This window comes from Pseudomonas sp. H3_C08 (genome assembly GCF_054669455.1).
Genome location: NZ_CP162803.1, coordinates 2213873 through 2230716 on the forward strand (window position 1 = coordinate 2213873; position 16844 = coordinate 2230716).

The window sequence follows — 16844 nt, forward strand, 5'->3', positions numbered from 1 at the left end:
GCGGGGCTTCAATTAATGTTCCGCTTACCTGCGAAAGATGACTTGCAAGTACCCGTTTACACTTTCATAACAACTTGCGCAAATAACAGCGGTGCAGTTGTCGTTCGGCGTTTCTTATAACCAGCTTGTGGCGCTTTATATTAAAACCTTGTCGAAAACTGGATCATCATTACTATTGCGCTGCGCGCTCAAGTGTAATCACCAGGCCCGACTTCAAAGTGGTCAGATAAAGCCCGTCACGTTGTCGGCTGAAGAACTGGATTCTTGAGCCTTCCTTGCCGGTGATGGACAGGCCGTCAGGGTCGGGAAACCAGCCGATCGATGTTTGCTCAAGCCATGCACCGAGGCAATCGGCGCCCTCTCCCAAGGTCTTGTTTACATTCAATACCAGGGCGCAGGTATTGGAAGGTTTGTCCTGCTGCTTTTGCGCTTGTGAGTCCTCACCTCGGGTGGACAACGTCGCTTGCCACTGCCCGGCAAATACTGAAGGTTCTTCAAGTCTGAGGCTGCTTGCCATGCTGGTTTCTCCTGAAATCATGATCAGCGCCGCCGAGAGCCACGCCATTGCCTTGTAGGTAAAAGCTTTACAGATCATAGGAATATTCGCTCCGGCGTGTAGCCTTGCTTACCGAGCAACACGATGCAAGTGGAGAAAGCGGCGTATCACACGCCGCTTTCCACTTCTACATCACGCCACGATGTCGCTGGTGACTGCCTGGCCAACGGTGCTGACCTGGAAGTCCGCCACGCCGTGCCCGGAGAAGTCCACCGACAGCAGGCTGTTGCCGCCCGACGAAGTCAGGATGGCGTCACCGGCAGAACCGGTGAAGCTACTGACGAAGTGCAGGCCGGCACCGTTGGTGATACCGGTCAGATCGATTTTGTCCAGACCGCTGACGAAATCGAGGATCTGATCGATTGCACCTGGCTTGGAGTCCGAACTGGCCGCGAACACAAAGGTGTCGGAACCGGCGCCGCCCCACAGCTTGTCGGCACCACCGCCACCCCAGAGGATGTCGTTGCCGGCACCGCCCTTGAGTTCGTTGGCCACACTGTTGCCGATCAGCAGATCGTTGCCGGAACCGCCGATAGCGTTCTCGATGATCGCGCCTTTGGCGATGGATACGTTGCCCACCATGCCGCCAACGTCGGAGAACGAGGCGTCATTGAGGTTGATCTTCTGGTTCTGGGTGAAGCCCGAGAAGTCCAGAGTATCCTTGCCGCCCGCGTCCCACACTGAGAACACCACTTTGTCACTCGACGACGAAGCGCTGAGGAAATCACGGCCAGTGTTGGAGTTGAAGCCGTAGGTGGTGTCACCGGTACGGGTGGTGGTGTTGGCACCGTACAGCTTCTGGATAGCAGCGATATCGTCCATCAGCGGGCCGGACGAATACGCTTCGACACCGCCCTTGCTGAAGTTCTGACTGGTGTTGCTTTCGCTCCAGTAGCTCATGACGCTATAGCCGCGAGTGTCTTGGCCGTAGGACGCGTCGTTGTAGGTCGGATTGCCATTCCCGGCGTTGTAGTCACCAGGGTGAGCGAGGCCCAGGCTGTGGCCGATTTCGTGAGTCAGGGTCTGACGACCGTAGTTGTTCAGATCCGGATTCTTGTTCTGCGTGTAGCCACTGTTGATCAGGTACCACGAGGTGCCGTCATAACCGGCGCCGGTGCCTGGCAGATAGGCGAACGCTGCAGCGCCATCCTGACCACCGCTGTAGTTACCGAAGGTCATGTGGCCGTCACCGCCCGAGGCTTTCTCGGTGAAGGTCACGTTGGCCACGTCAGCCCAGGATTGCATGGCGAGCTTGGCCTGGGCTTGTTGTTGTGCACTGAACTGACTGAACCCAGTGATCCCGTGCTTGTTCATCGTGCTGGACGATGCCGAGGTCAGGAACGTATAGGTGAGTTCGATCTTGCCGCTGCCATCCTTGTCCTGGTAGGCAGCGCCGTCGCGCAGCAACTGGGTTGCGGCCTGGTCGACGGAAAAGGAGGGTTTGCCATTGACCGTGAGGTTGCCACCGCGGTCGTACTGATGGCTGAAGCTATTGATCTGGTTGTACGCCGAGCTGAAGGCTGACAGCTGGAAAGCCTGTTCGGCGGTATCAATAGCATTCGTTTTAACTTTCGACATAAACACACTTCCTTGTTTAGCAATGGAACAGTTTTTGTCCGATAGGACTCTCTCTGGCGAGATCGTCCTATCACTCGCCCAATGAAGGCGTGAGAAACCTGACACAATTTGAAATCTGCCGTAAAGGATTTTTTTGAGATCAAATCGAGCTGTTTCCGGAAACTGCCGTAAACAAAGCGTGCGAGGTCGAAAGAATGTTTTAGTTGCGAAGCTTTTGCCTAATTGTCTGACGATTTTCTATTTAAATATTAAATATGGGTAAGTTGTTTTTTGTTAGGCGCGTCTCACTTTGCTGCACTTTATTAGTGCAATGACATTGTATTGATATCAACCCTTTAAACGCTGAAAGACATTGTGGGAGCGAGCCTGTTCCGGGCGGCGTTCCGACGAAGGCGTCGAGTCAGACAACATTGATGTTGAATGACAGATCGCCTTCGTCGGAACGCCGCCCGGAGCAGGCTCGCTCCCACAGGGATTTATGTATGCCTGGGTGATTAGCTACCAGTCCGAATCTTGTTCCACACCCGCGTGCGGATCCGGTCAATGTTCAACGGCATCGCCTCCAGCGCAAACAGTTTGCCCATCATCTCCGGGCTCGGGTAAACCTTGGTGTCGTTCTTGATCGCCGGGTCGATCAGGCTGTCGGCCTGCTCGTTACCATTGGCGTAGTGCACGTAGTTGCTGATGCCGGCCATCACATCCGGGCGCAGCAGGTAGTTCATGAAGGCGTAACCGGCCTTCTCGTCCGGCGCATCGGCCGGCATGGCGACCATGTCGAACCAGATGGCTGCGCCTTCCTTGGGAATGTTGTAGCCGATGTCGACACCATTCTTGGCTTCCTTGGCGCGGTTCTCGGCCTGCAGGATGTCGCCAGAGAAACCGACCGCCACGCAGATATCGCCATTGGCCAGGTCGCTGGTGTATTTCGAGGAATGGAAGTAGCTGACGTACGGCCGCACTTTCATCAGCAGTGCTTCAGCTTTTTTATAGTCTTCGGGATTTTTGCTGTGGTGCGGCAGGCCCAGGTAGTTGAGCGCCGCCGGCAGTAATTCCGGGCCGTTGTCGAGGATCGCCACACCGCACTTCTGCAGTTTTTCCATGTACTCGGGCTTGAAGATCAGGTCCCAGGAATCCACGGGCGCATCGTCACCCAGCACCGCTTTAACCTTGGCGATGTTGTAGCCGATGCCAGTGCTGCCCCACAGATAAGGGAAGCCGTGTTCGTTGTTCGGGTCGTTGGTCTGCAGCGCTTTGAGCAGCACCGGATTGAGGTTTTTCCAGTTCGGCAACTGGCTCTTGTCGAGCTTCTTCAGCGCCCCGCCCTGAATCTGCCGGGCCATGAAGTGGTTGGACGGAAACACCACGTCGTAACCGGATTTGCCGGTCATCAACTTGCCGTCGAGGGTTTCGTTGCTGTCGTAGACGTCATAGGTGACCCCCACGCCCGTCTCTTTTTCGAAGTTCTTGGTGGTGTCCGGCGCGATGTAGTCGGACCAGTTGTAAACCTTGACCGTTTCCGCTGCCTGAGCAAGGGAAACGGCGAGCATCAGCGGTGCCAGAGCGAGGGTCTTGCGGATCATGGATCGATTCCTGTGTGGGTTTTCTTTTTTGTTGGCAGGCAATCAAAGGATCAAACAATCAGAAAATCAGCACGTAGCTCTTGCGCACGGTTTCCTGGATATCCCAGATACCGAGCGTGTTGGCCGGCAACATCAGTGCGTCGCCACCTTGTATGTGCAGGGTTTCGCCGCCACCGTCGGGGGTGAACGTGCAGCGCCCGGAAATGAAATGGCAGAACTCCTGCGCGGTGATCTGCCGACGCCAGCGCCCGGGCGTGCATTCCCAGACGCCGGTTTCGACGCCGTCATCGCGCTCGACGCTGGTGGTCGAAGCAATCGCCACCGGCTCGCCGAGGGGCACGGCCACCGGGTTGGACTCATCCAGTTGCAGGGTTGCGGTGTTTTTAAACTGGGTAATGCTCATGGTCTGACCTGTCTTTTGGGCTTTCTTAAAGTAAATCGACGTTCAATGCATGAAGCCTTCCATGAAACCCGCCACCTGGCTGGCGAGTTTGCGCCGCCATGGCGCGGTCGCCGGGTTGGCCAGGGTCTGGTCTTCGTGGACGAAACTTTTGATGATCGCGTTGTAGCCCAACCAGCGGCATGGCTCCGGCTCCCACGCGCGCAGCGCATGAATGCCACCATCCGGAAGCACCCACGGTTGCTGAGTCAGTTCGGTGTCGCGCTCAAGAATCAAGTCCGCCAGGGTGCGCCCGCCGAGATTGCTCGCGCCGACGCCCTCCCCGCCATATCCGCCGGACAACGCGATGCCGTTGGCACGATCGCAAAGCATGTGCGGTTTGAAGTGCCGGGACATCCCGAGGTTGCCGCCCCAGGCGTGGGTGATCTGCACGTTTTTCAGTTGCGGGAACAGTTCGCCGAACAGATAACGGCGCAACTCGACTTCATCACGAGTCAGATCAAAGTTATGGCGCAGCTTGCCAGCAAACTGGTAACCGCCACGGGCGCCGAAGATCAGCCGATTGTCGGCGCTGCGCTGGCCATAAGTGACCTGACGACTGAATTCGCTGAACGCCTGACCACGGCTGAGGCCGATTTCATCCCAGGTCGCGGCAGACAACGGCTCGGTGGCGACAATCAGGCTCTGCACCGGCAATTGATAGCGGCCCAGTGGTGGCAAGGTCACTGAATACCCTTCGACGGCCGGCACGATCCAGCGGCTGCGCACACTGGCCTTGGCGGTGCGCAAGCTGCCAGACTGCCAGTGAGTGACCGGACTGTTTTCGTAGATCTTCACGCCCATGTTCTGCACGGTGCGCGCCAGGCCGCGCACCAGTTTCGCCGGGTGGATGGTCGCCACGTGCGGCGCGTAAATCCCGCCATAAGGCTTGGCGACGCGGATCTGCTGGGCCAGTTGCTCGGGGCTGAGCCAACGATAATCGTCATCGGTCAGGCCTTGGGCGTGCAGTTTGCCCAAGTACTCGCGCAGAGAGGCTTCTTGTTCCGGATAACGCGCGGCGCAGTACAGCACGCCGCCCTTGCGGTAATCGCAATCGATGCCTTCGCGTTCGAGGACGACTTCCACTTCATCGGGAATGCTGTGCAGCAGATCGAAGGACGCGCGACGCTGTTCTGGCGAGAGGCCGGCCAACAACCGATCTTCGCCGAGCAGGTTGCCCATCAACCAGCCGCCATTGCGACCGGAAGCGCCGAAACCGGCGGTCTGTGCTTCGACAATCGCGATGTCGAGCCCCGGCGCAAGCTTCTTCAGGTAGTACGCGGTCCACAGCCCGGTGTAACCGGCGCCGATGATCGCCACGTCGACGTCCAGATCTCGCTCAAGCTCGGGCCGCGCGGTCAGCGGCTCATCGAGTTGGTCCATCCACAAACTGATAGTGCGCCACGCCGGCATGCAAGACTCCGCCACTGAAATTCTTCGATGGCGTCGATCCTAGTGGCTGTGCTCAGTGGATGTCTTGCGCGCGTGCCCGCAAAGAAATTTGTTTGGCGTAAGCCTTCGGCGACTGGCCGGTGTGCTGGCGGAAACAGCTGTAGAACGCCGATAACGAATTGAAACCCGCAGCGAAAGCCAGTTCATCGATGCGCACCGGCGGCGTGGCGTTATCGAGCGAGCGCAGCAGATGTTGCAGGCGCGCCTGATTGACGTAGCGATAGAAGCTTTGCCCAAGCACCTGGTTGAGCAGATAGGAAATCTGATTGCGGCTGTACCCGCACTCCTTCGCCACCCGCTGCAAATCGAGTTCGGGATCAAGATACGGCTGTTGCTTTTCGAAATACTGCTGCAGGTCTTCGGCCATAAAACTCAACTGACGCGGCGACAAGCCCAGGCGACTGACTGCCGGGCGCTGACTTGACGAGGCCTTGCCCGCCGTTTGCGTGCGCACCAGCGAAGCGTATTCGTTGACGCGCCAGATCAGCCCGTCCCTGACCGTGAGCGCCTCGCTGGAGCGAAACGACACCAGTCCGTCGCCGCCGCGCAAGGTCACTTCGTATTGAATGAAAGCGGTGTTGCCGTCGACGCGAATACGGTCGCAATGCTCAAGCAGTTCGTCGGATTCTCGCGGCATGCTGACGCGCACGTACTCGCGTAACTCGTTGAGGCCGAGCACGCGGTTCTGGAAGAAATCGTTGTACTGAATGTCCGGATGATACAGCGCCATGACGCTGTCGAGGTCGCGGTGTTTCCAGCTCAGGTGATAGCGCATGACCGTTGCAGCCGTGGCTTGGGTCTGTTCAGGGCCGTCGTCGTCGGCGTGCATAAAAGGCTCGGCGCAAAAAACCCGAGCTTGCCCAAGTTCGCCACAGGCTTCAATGACTAATCCGTAATGGCGTTTTGGCGATGATTGCGTAGGCCGTGACTTACATCAAAAAATGCGAAGCAATCGCAAAATGAACTGAAAAATCTCACAGGAATTTCACATGCGGATGCTACTTTTAATGTCAGTCACCGGTTGAGCCAATGAAGGCTCTTCCCACCTAACATGAGCAAACGGAAGCGCTCGATGAAGAAGGCGGGCAACATATGAATAAAGGGTCAAGCAAAGTCACGTTTCCCAACGCATGCCAGTTGATGCGCTGGCATTTCCATCCGATGGGTTTCGAGGCAACGATGGACGCACCGGGCAGTATGATCGCCCGACTGTTCGATCGTGCCAGCGGCGAAACCATGATCGCTATCGCCGGGATCCCGTGCGCGACGGTGATGAATGCAGCGGATGTCGAGCGAATCATCGAGGCTGTGGAGGACGAACTGGAAGCGTTCGTTCCTCCGGAGTCTCTCAGGAGTTACGCGTAAGCTTATGATTTAAAACTAAAAGCCCGCAGCGATGCGGGCTTTTTTGTGCTCACGCGGTTTGCTTGGCGGTGCGGTGATCAATGAAGAACGGCTTGCCCTTGGCCACCCGGTCGGACGCCCGGGGCATGTTCACCGCTTGCGCTTCCTGCGGTTCGACATACCAGTAGCAATGGCTGACCGCCCGCGTGATGCCGACATACGCCAGGCGCAGGATTTCGTCTTTTTGCGCCGTGTCGTAGGGCTCGCTGTCGCCCGACTTGCCCAGGCCCGCCATGCGATAGACCTGATTCTTGTAGGGCGAACTGGTCAGATGCTGGCAATCGCCGAGCAGAAACACCGCGTCAGCCTGCAAGCCTTTGGCGCTGTGGTAGGTCAGTTGCTTCAGGCGTCGCGCTTCGTACGGCAAGCTCGAATCAACATTAACTACAGACTGAATATGCTCTTCAATCAATAACTTATCGCTGCTTTTTCGATAAAGCATCAAGATCGAATGACCTTGACGATAATGTTCGGCAAGGCGCTGGCCCAAGGCCTGATCGTCGCGTTCCAGCACGTTGACCGGTTGCAACGGCTTGGGTGCGCCGCTGGCCTTGGCTTTTTTGCCCGGGATCGCCGGCGCCGCGCGAACGATATGTTCAGCGGCATCAATGATGTGCTGGTGACTGCGGTAGTTATCACTGAGCATTACCCGCGTAGTGCTCGGCGACGGGAACTCCTTGTCGAATGCCATGAAATAACTCGGCGAACTGCCGCGCCAACCGTAAATCGACTGCCAGTCATCACCGACGCACAGCAACGACGAACGCTGCGCGCCCCGCCCGACGTGCATGGCCGGGCCACGACTGCGGATTTCCGTCAGACTTGCGCGAATCCACGAGACGATCTGTGGTGAAACGTCCTGAAATTCGTCGATCATCAAGTGCGACAACGGCCTGAGTAACTCGTCGCTCAACAGCTTGAGGTTCTCCGGTGAATGTTCGCTGAACAGCGCGAACATGCGGTTGTAGGTCATGATCGGCGGTTTCTGATCGAGCAAATGATCTTCAAAGGCGCGCCAGAACAGACTCAAGGCCTCAAAGAAGAAACGATCCGGGTCGTCCTTGGCAAAACTCATGCGACCGACGGCGTCAGGCACATCCAGGCCGAGGTTCTCGATGAAGCCTGCCGCCGCCACAAAACAGTCGAGTAATGGCGCGGAAGCCAGCTCACCCTTGACCTTGTAATCGAAGCCCGGCCCGGCACTGGCATCGCCTGCCAATGAAGCCAGAACACGTTTTGATGATTCATAACTATCAAGCCAGATCAAAGGCTTACGACAGAAAGCTTGAAACAGGGTGCGCTTGACTGCCCACTCTGCGCGCACGCTGAGCTTGGCGTTTGGCCGACTGACCTGCGGGTTTTCCCGCGGATCGAAACCGAGCACCACCCACGCATCCAGGCTCGGAATATAACCATGACAATGAAATTTCGCGCCGTTGATATCGAAACTCTGCCGATTCGGCTCAATGCCCTTGATCGGCCAGGCACCCGCACGGAACCACAGATCTTCGATGGCGTCGCACAGCTCTTCGTCGCGCCGCGATGCCAGCTCCGTTACCGCGACACGCTTCTGCACATCCGGGTGATCACGCTCCAGCTCCTTGAGCTGCAAACCGGCGCGGGACAGTGGCTGAATCAAATGTCGAAAACGCTCGTCCTCGTTGAACAAGCGGTGATAGCAGGCGTTGAGTTGCTGACGTTGCGCATCGTTGATGCGCAGGTCGAACGGATTACTGTCGACCTCCTCCTCAGCACCCTGAACTCGATGACTGAGGTTTTCAAAGGCCTGCAAGCGCTCGAAACCCGGCAAGCTGCGCACCATCGGCAGGATGCGCGAGTGGAAGGTGCGCACCAGTTCGCGTGCCTGGCGCAGGTTCAGCGCGTGCCCCCAGAGCGCGAACAGCTCGATCAGTTTGTTGATGAAATCCTTGCGCGACTCGCGGGTGAAGGTCACTACGGTCATCGAATCCAGCTCAAAACCCAGATAGTGGTTGAGCAACAGAATACGCAGAACCAGCGTGGTGGACTTACCCGCGCCCGCGCCGGCAACCACCGAGGTTGACGGGGTTTCGCTGAAAATCATCTTCCATTGCGCGGTACTTGGCTGAGCATGCTCAGGCAACAAACGGGCAACATCGGCCTTCATGCGTTTTTTCAGCTCGGCCGTCAACGGCAGGCGCCAATCATCGAACAGATGATTGTCGACGCTGGGCGGGCGATGCTCGGTGTTGCGGCTGTCACGGATCAGCAGCACCTGCCGGCCCTCTTCCAGCCCCTCAAGCTTGCCTTGCTTAAAGCCATATTCGACGCCAGCGGTATGGCCACTGCGGAAACCATCGGCCTGACCGTGCAACCACGACGCACGGTGCTGCGCGCGCAGTCGGGTCAAACCGTGGCCGAAGAAGCGTGCAGCCAGGCGTTTGAACCATGGCATCTCGGCCAAGGGGCGAAGTTCGGGAGGAAGATCGGGGGTGTGTTGCGCCACGCTGACGGGCTCCAGTGTGTGAGGCTGTTGCGGCTATGGTGTCTGTATTTGCCGCTCAGTTCTAGCGAAATGCTTTCAGGTCATTGGTTTAGGCGATGAACTGAAGGTGGGATGAGATGCTTCACAGCTATTTTCTTATCGAGTATTTCGATTATAACGCCGCACTTTTTACGCTTTTTATCGATTATTGACTGATAGATGATGGCCGTCATAAACCACCGGTCTCGCGTCGGGTGCGCCCTTCACACCTCGCGCCGAACCTTTTGAGGAGACGATCATGCTTGAACTCAGACCCTTCAGCTCGCTGGGCGGCGCCCATCACGGCTGGCTGGATGCCCATCACCACTTTTCGTTCGCCGAGTACTACGACCCGCAGCGCATGAGCTGGGGCAACCTGCGGGTGTGGAACGATGACGTGATCGCAGCCGGCACTGGCTTTCCCCAGCATCCGCATCGCGACATGGAAATCATCACGTATGTCCGTGAAGGTGCGATCACTCACCAGGACGACCTGGGCAACAAGGGCCGCACCGAAGCTGGCGACGTGCAGGTGATGAGCGCGGGTACCGGCATTGCTCACAGCGAATACAACCTGGAAGCCAAGGACACCAAGATCTTCCAGATCTGGATCCTGCCGACAGAAACCGGTGCCCCCCCATCGTGGGGAGCCAAACCGTTCCCGAAAGGCCAGCGCGAAGGTTTTGTCACCTTGGCCAGCGGCAAGGACGGCGATGACCAGAGCCTGCGGATTCGCGCTGATGCGCGATTGGTCGCAGCCAACCTCAAGGCGGGCGAAACTGCCGAATATCATCTGGATGAAGGCCGTCGCGCCTATCTGGTGCCGGCCACTGGCCTGATTGAAGTCAACGGCTTGCGCGCTCAAGCTCGAGACGGCGTGGCGGTAGCGCAGGAGCGAGTGCTGAGCGTTACGGCCCTTGAGGACAGCGAAATCGTCTTGGTGGATCTGGCCTGATGGTTTGAATGGCAGACAAAAAAAGGGGCAACCATCACGGTTGCCCGTTTTTTCATGCGCTCGCCAACATCATCAGCCGGCGATTGCGCCATCCACCAGCGCCTGCGCTTCGACGACCAGTTGCTTGAGGTGGTCGTCACCGATGAAGCTTTCGGCGTAGATCTTGTAGATGTCTTCAGTACCCGACGGACGCGCGGCGAACCAGCCGTTTTCCGTCATCACTTTCAGACCGCCAATCGCCTGATCGTTGCCCGGTGCATGGCTGAGAATGCTCTGGATCTTCTCGCCAGCCAGTTCGGTCGAAGTGACCTGTGCAGGCGACAACTTGCTCAGCAACGCTTTCTGCTCCGGATTGGCCTTGGCGTCGACACGTACCGAGAACGGCTCGCCCAGCTCATCGGTCAATGCCTTGTAGGCCTGGCTCGGATCGCGACCGGTGCGTGCGGTCATTTCAGCGGCGAGCAACGCAGGGATCAGACCGTCCTTGTCGGTGCTCCACACGCCACCGTCCTTGCGCAGGAACGATGCGCCCGCGCTCTCTTCGCCACCGAAGCCGAGCGAGCCATCGAACAGGCCGTCGGCGAACCATTTGAAACCGACCGGAACTTCGTACAGACGACGCCCCAAGCGCTTGGCCACGCGATCGATCAGACCGCTGCTGACCACGGTTTTACCCACGCCGGCATCCGCACGCCACTGCGGGCGGTTCTGGAACAGGTAATCGATCGATACGGCCAGATAGTTGTTCGGCGCAAGCAGTCCACCGGACGGCGTGACGATACCGTGGCGGTCGTGATCCGGGTCGCAAGCGAAGGCCACGTCGAAACGTTCTTTGAGACCGATCAGGCCTTGCATCGCGTGGCTGGACGACGGGTCCATACGAATCTGGCCATCCCAGTCGACGGTCATGAAACGGAACGTCGCGTCGACTTCCTTGTTGACCACTTGCAGATCGAGGCGGTAATGCTCGGCAATCGCCGACCAGTAGCGCACCCCTGCTCCACCCAGCGGATCAACGCCCAGACGCAGCTTGGCGTCACGGATGGCGTCAAAGTCGATCACGTTGATCAGGTCGGCGACGTAGGTGTTCAGGTAATCGTGGCGATGCGTGGTGCTGGCCTTGAGCGCTTGTTCGTAGCTGATGCGCTTCACACCAGCCAGCTTGTTGGCCAGCAACTCATTGGCTTTGGCTTCGATCCACTTGGTGATGTGGGTATCGGCCGGCCCGCCGTTGGTTGGGTTGTACTTGTACCCACCGCTTTGTGGCGGGTTGTGCGACGGCGTGATGACGATGCCGTCAGCCAGGCCCGAAGTACGGCCACGGTTGTAGCACAGAATGGCGTGGGAAATGGCGGGTGTCGGCGTGTACTCATCACCTTCGGCAATCATCACGGTCACACCGTTGGCGGCCAGGACTTCCAGCGCGCTGGCGCCGGCCGGAGTCGACAGTGCGTGGGTGTCGATGCCGACAAACAGCGGCCCGGTGATCCCTTGGGCTTCGCGGTACAGACAGATCGCCTGGCTGATGGCCAGAACGTGCCACTCGTTGAAACTCAAGTCGAACGAGCTGCCCCGGTGCCCGGACGTACCGAACGCCACACGCTGAGTGGAAATCGAGGCGTCGGGCTGTCCGGTGTAATAAGCCGTCACCAGTCGCGGGATATCGACCAACAATTCTGCCGGTGCCGGTTTGCCCGCAAAAGGACTGAGTGTCATGCAAAACCTCTGAAATAGAGTGGTTCAGGAATAGAGCGCAGTTTACTGGCAGTTTGACCGCAGTGCGATGGGATCTATCCGGGACTCTCCCGATGTTTTTTAACGTTAGTCAGCAGGTGCAAGGCGCAAGGCGTCACCGATTAGCCCGACCACACTGGCCAGGTCATGCTCACCATGGCTCAGCGGGCTCAACCGCAGATGGTGCGCATGCAGGCTTTGCAGGCTGAATAGCTCACCAGGTGCAATAACGATCTGCTGTCTGAGCAATCGCTGGAAGACCTGCGCCATGTTCACTGGTCGCAGCGAATGTACCCACACGGTCGCGCCACCCTCGGGTTCGACAACCTGCATCGCATCGCCAAGACGTTCGCGCAACAATTCGATCAATTGCGTACGACGCTCCTTGAGCATTCGCCGCAGTACCAATAAATGCTGATCCAGTCGGCCTCCCCCCAACAACCTGGCAATGGCTTTCTGGCGAATCGGCGACAACCGAAACGCGCGCAACAGGAAATGCCGCTGCAACTCACTGCGCCAATGACGCGACAGCACATAACCGAAAGGCGCCTCGGCCCCGACGAACTTTTCGAACGTGGAAAACACCACTAAACGATCGGGGTCCAGCCAGTCGCGCATCCGTTGCGCGTCATTGCCTTCATGGAGTTCGCTGTAACAATCGTTTTCCAGCACCCAGGTACCATGACGGCCAAGCAAATGCGCGACTGCCTGCTGATTGCTCAGCGGTAGAAGACTGCCCCGGGGCATGCTCAACACTGACGACAAAAGCATCAAACGCACCGTCTCGCTCTTGAGCACCGACTCCAGCCGCTGAAGATCAATCATGCCCCCGGGAAGCAGCGGCAACTCGATGACCCGTACTTCGGCGGCCTCCAGCAGACGCAGGATCACCCAGTCACAGGGCGATTCGACGACCACGGTGGCCCGACGCAACTCAAGCACGGAAATCAGAATTTCCAATACACCGCGCAGGTCGGCGCCGATATAGACGTCATCCGCTCGCCAGTAATTGGCCGTGGATGAGGTGTAGCGGGCGGCCAGCACCGTGCGCAACTCCAGCTCTCCACAAGGTTGCACCAACGCATGTGGCTGACGCGGGTACTGACGCAGCAATTCCCGCTCCAACATCAATAACGGGCTGTCCAGCGGCTGTAGCGAGGCCGGCTCATCGGCGCTCAGCACGCACATGCCCGGGCGCCTGGCATTGACGTAAACGGTTTCCAGCAAATCACTGCCGCTATCCGGCGAATCCATCATGTGCAGCGCTTGCGCGTAGTACCCGGACTTGGCAATTGAATAGACTCGACCTTCCTTTTCCAGCAGCGAGTAGGCGTACTGGACGGTCGAGATCGACACATTGAGCCGGTCAGACAATTGCCGGAGTGAGGGCAGGCGCACCGCCCCACCGTTCCCCGCCTCATCTATCAGCAGCGTCAGGTATCGATAAACCGCCTGATAAACGAAGTCATTCTCCCTCGACCCCTTCACAACCCCGTATCCGTGGGCATGGGTTCATCTCCAGGCAAGCGGCTCACGATCAACCTTCCGCCGATCGATCAGCGGTCGGCTCGGCCGCCGCGTCAACCGCACCGAGGCTCTGCGCGGCCGAATCTCCAGGCGCAGACATACGAACCGGCCCCATTGCATACAAACGCACAATCAACCTGACCGGCAGCCCACTGACATCCGTCATCCATTTCATCACCTGTTCCGGCGCATGCAGGCCCTGCATCGCCCGGTGCAGATCCGGCAATGCCACCAACATGCCGGGGTGACAATTACGCAAAAATCGCTCAAGTCCGGCCCCCGCGTTAATGAACGGTGAAAACAACAGGCACGTCAGCTGGATTTCATTCAGTTCAAAACTGGCCAGCAGAGAGCTTTCCGCCTGGGCGCGCAGATTCCCGGGCTCCTGCAAATTGTCGAAGCTGGCCAGCAACTGTTCGCATACCGGTTCAGGGACCTGTTTTTGCCGCATCGTTATCAGGCTGCGTTTGAGGTAATCACCGACGCCGTCCTCATAGTTCCGCTCCTCGATGAGTTGCGCCTGCAAACCTCGTAAATGTGCAGCCACCTTAGGCTCTACGTGTTCGTCATCACCTTGATAAAGCGTCAGATCGTCAACCTGAAACCCCAGAAAATCACTCAACAAAGGCCAGCGCTCTTCGAGTTTGCCGACAATCATGTCGTTGATACTGATAAAGCTGGTACGCCGACAGGCCTCGAATTGACCCTCCGGACGCCACGCCACCCGCTCCTCTTCGGGATAAAACTCACGGTAATAATCACCGCCCAGCCCGTCGAGCAGCGTAAACAGCATTTCAAAACTGCAAGAACTCCCCGGCGGCGCGGCAATCTCAGCCTTCTGCGCGGCACGCCCCAGCCCTTCGAGGAAGTGGCTCTGTCGACGCGGGGACTCACTGCCGACCATGGCATCGACGCCATTGTTCCAGCGGGCCACCTGACCATAGAACTCGGCAGTTGCCAGATAAGCGTCATCCCATAACTCAAGCTGTTCGTTCCAGGTTCGACGATGTCCGATCAGCAGCAGGTTGATACGGTTGGCCTCGCGACCGGCTTCGCTCATGGGTAGCTGGTGATCAAACGGCAATACCTCGCGGTGGTCAACCATCACCAGTTCTACCCGGGGATCGTCATACAGGAACAGTGCGCTGTAGCTGCGATGCATGTTTTGCAGGGACACCTGGCTGCTGCCGTTCCAGCGCAGGTTGGCCACCCGCAACTGAAAGGTCGCGGGTGAACGGCCAGCGATGGTCAACTGCGCCGCCCGCAATAACGCCAGCGTGTAACAACTGTCGCGCGACCCTGACTGGTTCACCAGCACCTTGAAATGACCGATGTTCTCCATGCCGCCGACGGCCACTGCCAGTCGCTGGATCAGCAGTTGCAGCGCCGTGCGTTCTGCGCGCGAGAAGAAACTCAGCAAACGTTGCAATACTTGCTGGTAGACATAGTTCATTGCCTGATCATGGATCGTGCTCATCGGTATTTACCCGGTATAAAAAGTTTCATGCCGCGCAGACTGACACATCAGCCCAGCGACAATTGATCAATAAGTAATAGACGCTCAGATGCTAACACTTACAAGTTTGAAGTTATTTGAAACACTTGAACTGACAAAGCGCCTTCCGCCGCTCAAAAACGGTCTCAAACCTCTGTAATTACTGGGATATTTTTTTCGGAGCGCAGTCCTAGGAAATTTCCCACAGGGTCCCACGCCAAGTGAGCACAAGAAAAAGAGAAGCAGTTTCCGAATAGCCCTACAACAATTAAACAAAAGTTGCCGCGATCAACGGTTTTCGACGCGTTATATCGAACAGGACAAATTGAATGCACAGACATGGCTCATTCCTTGAGATGAAAGTAATCATTCAATTATCAGGGCTTATATTGTGATTAGAAGATACAGATAGAGAGCAAAAACCAGTTCAGTTGCTGAACGGACCCGGGCATAGCGCCAGGGAGCTCGGTTTTCAGGGGAGGATAAACGCACAAGAGTCCGTGGGGCCACGGACTCTGATTAAAGGGACTTACGCCGGTTCGACCTGCAGAGCGACCCGTTCGCGGCATGGGCATTCGTCCATATAACGATGCGCTTCGACGAACTCGTTGAACGGAAATACACGCGTCTTGAGCGGCAGCAGCACGCGGTCAGCGGTCAACTGGTTGATGTCACGCAAGGCACGTTGCAAGGCGACGTGATCCTGAGTGATGCCCAATTCCGGCTTGCCGGTGAAGTTGCCGATGCAGTGCACAAAGAACTGGATGTTCTTCTGGAACGCTGCGCAGGCCGGGAATGGCGTCTGGTTGCCGCCTTGCAAACCGTACAACACCAGGCTGCCACGTGGCGCCAGCACATCGCCCAACAGCGACATCTGCGGGCCGCCGAGACCGTCGAACACCACGTCGACACCACGGTTGTCGGTGATCTTGTTGATTCGCATCAACAGATCTTCCTCTTCGGTGACGATGACCTTCTCAGCGCCCAGCGACAGCAAGTACTCGCGCTCCTCGGCCTCCTTGGTCGCGGCAATCACCCGCACGCCCATCGCCTTGCCCAACTGGACAAACGAAGGACCGGCGCAATGGCTGGCGTCAGTGACCAGCGCGAACTGCCCCGGCTTGACCCGCGCCAGATCGGCGTAGGCAAAGTAGGCGATCAGCAGCGGCGTGTAGTGCACGCTGGCCTCGATCGGGCTGAGTACATCCGGATAACGGGTCAGCGCAGTACGCGGCAGCACGATCGATTCGCCGTAGACCGGGTAGTCGTTCGCACTCTCAGCCGGAAAGCTGGCGACCTTGTCACCCACTGCCAGATCATCGACACCGTCGCCGACAGCGGTGATCACACCGGCCATCTCGTGACCAAGACCTGCAGGCAGTCGCGCCTGAGACGAGGCCAGATTCTGACGCCAAAGGGTGTCATACCAACTGATGCCGATCGCCTCGACACGCACCTGCACTTCGCCAGGACCTGGCTGAGCGGCCGCATGCTCTTCGCATTTGAGCACCTCGGCCGGACCAAACTTGTGAAAACGGATCGTGCGGGACATCGCAAACCTCGTCAAAGTAACCTCTAATGCCCTGAACTCTATCTGGGCTTTTGACCCAAGACTATCAGT

At 57.8% G+C, this 16844-nt stretch carries 13 protein-coding genes; 2 read left to right on the forward strand and 11 right to left on the reverse strand.

The window, feature by feature from the left end; genetic code table 11:
* Positions 1 to 172: 172 nt before the first annotated feature.
* From AB4N74_RS10150 to AB4N74_RS10175, 6 genes are all read right to left on the reverse strand, one after another.
* A complete protein-coding gene (locus AB4N74_RS10150; protein WP_460099853.1) occupies positions 173 to 595 on the reverse strand; it encodes an AprI/Inh family metalloprotease inhibitor in 423 nt (140 codons plus the stop codon).
* Positions 596 to 688: 93 nt separating this feature from the next.
* A complete protein-coding gene (locus AB4N74_RS10155) occupies positions 689 to 2134 on the reverse strand; it encodes a serralysin family metalloprotease (RefSeq protein ID WP_186621607.1) in 1446 nt (481 codons plus the stop codon).
* Between the two features lie 494 nt (positions 2135 to 2628).
* A complete protein-coding gene (locus AB4N74_RS10160) occupies positions 2629 to 3714 on the reverse strand; it encodes a polyamine ABC transporter substrate-binding protein (RefSeq protein ID WP_077572997.1) in 1086 nt (361 codons plus the stop codon).
* A gap of 58 nt (positions 3715 to 3772) precedes the next feature.
* Positions 3773 to 4117, reverse strand: a complete 345-nt coding sequence (locus tag AB4N74_RS10165) for a cupin domain-containing protein (RefSeq protein WP_093431317.1) — start codon at positions 4115 to 4117, stop codon at positions 3773 to 3775.
* Between the two features lie 42 nt (positions 4118 to 4159).
* On the reverse strand, positions 4160 to 5566 hold the full coding sequence (locus AB4N74_RS10170) for an NAD(P)/FAD-dependent oxidoreductase (protein ID WP_460099857.1): 1407 nt from the start codon (positions 5564 to 5566) through the stop codon (positions 4160 to 4162).
* Positions 5567 to 5618: 52 nt separating this feature from the next.
* Positions 5619 to 6434, reverse strand: a complete 816-nt coding sequence (locus AB4N74_RS10175; protein ID WP_093431311.1) for a helix-turn-helix domain-containing protein — start codon at positions 6432 to 6434, stop codon at positions 5619 to 5621.
* Positions 6435 to 6697: 263 nt separating this feature from the next.
* Here AB4N74_RS10175 and AB4N74_RS10180 point away from each other — a divergent pair, with 263 nt between their 5' ends.
* Entirely contained in the window at positions 6698 to 6970 is a 273-nt protein-coding gene (locus tag AB4N74_RS10180; protein WP_038367758.1) for a DUF1652 domain-containing protein, read from the forward strand.
* 49 nt (positions 6971 to 7019) lie between these two features.
* Here the strand turns inward: AB4N74_RS10180 and AB4N74_RS10185 are convergent, their stop codons facing one another.
* Positions 7020 to 9494, reverse strand: coding sequence for a UvrD-helicase domain-containing protein (locus AB4N74_RS10185; RefSeq protein WP_460099860.1), 2475 nt, complete (start codon positions 9492 to 9494; stop codon positions 7020 to 7022).
* A 277-nt stretch (positions 9495 to 9771) separates the two neighbouring features.
* Here AB4N74_RS10185 and AB4N74_RS10190 point away from each other — a divergent pair, with 277 nt between their 5' ends.
* The gene (locus tag AB4N74_RS10190) at positions 9772 to 10467 is read left to right on the forward strand and encodes a pirin family protein (protein WP_460099863.1); all 696 of its coding nucleotides are present in this window, start codon (positions 9772 to 9774) and stop codon (positions 10465 to 10467) included.
* Positions 10468 to 10539: 72 nt separating this feature from the next.
* Here AB4N74_RS10190 and pgm read toward each other — a convergent pair whose 3' ends face one another.
* The 4 genes from pgm to AB4N74_RS10210 all read right to left on the reverse strand — a co-directional run bounded on the left by pgm (position 10540) and on the right by AB4N74_RS10210 (position 16775).
* Positions 10540 to 12183: a phosphoglucomutase (alpha-D-glucose-1,6-bisphosphate-dependent) gene (gene pgm, locus AB4N74_RS10195; RefSeq protein ID WP_320336713.1), complete on the reverse strand. Its 1644-nt coding sequence runs from the start codon at positions 12181 to 12183 to the stop codon at positions 10540 to 10542.
* A 105-nt stretch (positions 12184 to 12288) separates the two neighbouring features.
* A complete protein-coding gene (locus tag AB4N74_RS10200; RefSeq protein WP_093431301.1) occupies positions 12289 to 13689 on the reverse strand; it encodes an aminotransferase-like domain-containing protein in 1401 nt (466 codons plus the stop codon).
* 49 nt (positions 13690 to 13738) lie between these two features.
* On the reverse strand, positions 13739 to 15205 hold the full coding sequence (locus tag AB4N74_RS10205; RefSeq protein ID WP_460099866.1) for a hypothetical protein: 1467 nt from the start codon (positions 15203 to 15205) through the stop codon (positions 13739 to 13741).
* Positions 15206 to 15752: 547 nt separating this feature from the next.
* Entirely contained in the window at positions 15753 to 16775 is a 1023-nt protein-coding gene (locus AB4N74_RS10210; protein ID WP_016983050.1) for a zinc-dependent alcohol dehydrogenase family protein, read from the reverse strand.
* Positions 16776 to 16844: the final 69 nt, after the last annotated feature.

What these genes read in the sequence shown, in the direction of transcription:
- AB4N74_RS10150 (WP_460099853.1), bottom strand. Translation starts at nt 595, where the DNA reads ATGATCTGTAAAGCTTTTACCTACAAGGCAATGGCGTGGCTCTCGGCG.
- AB4N74_RS10155 (WP_186621607.1), bottom strand. Translation starts at nt 2,134, where the DNA reads ATGTCGAAAGTTAAAACGAATGCTATTGATACCGCCGAACAGGCTTTC.
- AB4N74_RS10160 (WP_077572997.1), bottom strand. Translation starts at nt 3,714, where the DNA reads ATGATCCGCAAGACCCTCGCTCTGGCACCGCTGATGCTCGCCGTTTCC.
- AB4N74_RS10165 (WP_093431317.1), bottom strand. Translation starts at nt 4,117, where the DNA reads ATGAGCATTACCCAGTTTAAAAACACCGCAACCCTGCAACTGGATGAG.
- AB4N74_RS10170 (WP_460099857.1), bottom strand. Translation starts at nt 5,566, where the DNA reads ATGCCGGCGTGGCGCACTATCAGTTTGTGGATGGACCAACTCGATGAG.
- AB4N74_RS10175 (WP_093431311.1), bottom strand. Translation starts at nt 6,434, where the DNA reads ATGCACGCCGACGACGACGGCCCTGAACAGACCCAAGCCACGGCTGCA.
- AB4N74_RS10180 (WP_038367758.1), top strand. Translation starts at nt 6,698, where the DNA reads ATGAATAAAGGGTCAAGCAAAGTCACGTTTCCCAACGCATGCCAGTTG.
- AB4N74_RS10190 (WP_460099863.1), top strand. Translation starts at nt 9,772, where the DNA reads ATGCTTGAACTCAGACCCTTCAGCTCGCTGGGCGGCGCCCATCACGGC.
- pgm (WP_320336713.1), bottom strand. Translation starts at nt 12,183, where the DNA reads ATGACACTCAGTCCTTTTGCGGGCAAACCGGCACCGGCAGAATTGTTG.
- AB4N74_RS10205 (WP_460099866.1), bottom strand. Translation starts at nt 15,205, where the DNA reads ATGAGCACGATCCATGATCAGGCAATGAACTATGTCTACCAGCAAGTA.
- AB4N74_RS10210 (WP_016983050.1), bottom strand. Translation starts at nt 16,775, where the DNA reads ATGTCCCGCACGATCCGTTTTCACAAGTTTGGTCCGGCCGAGGTGCTC.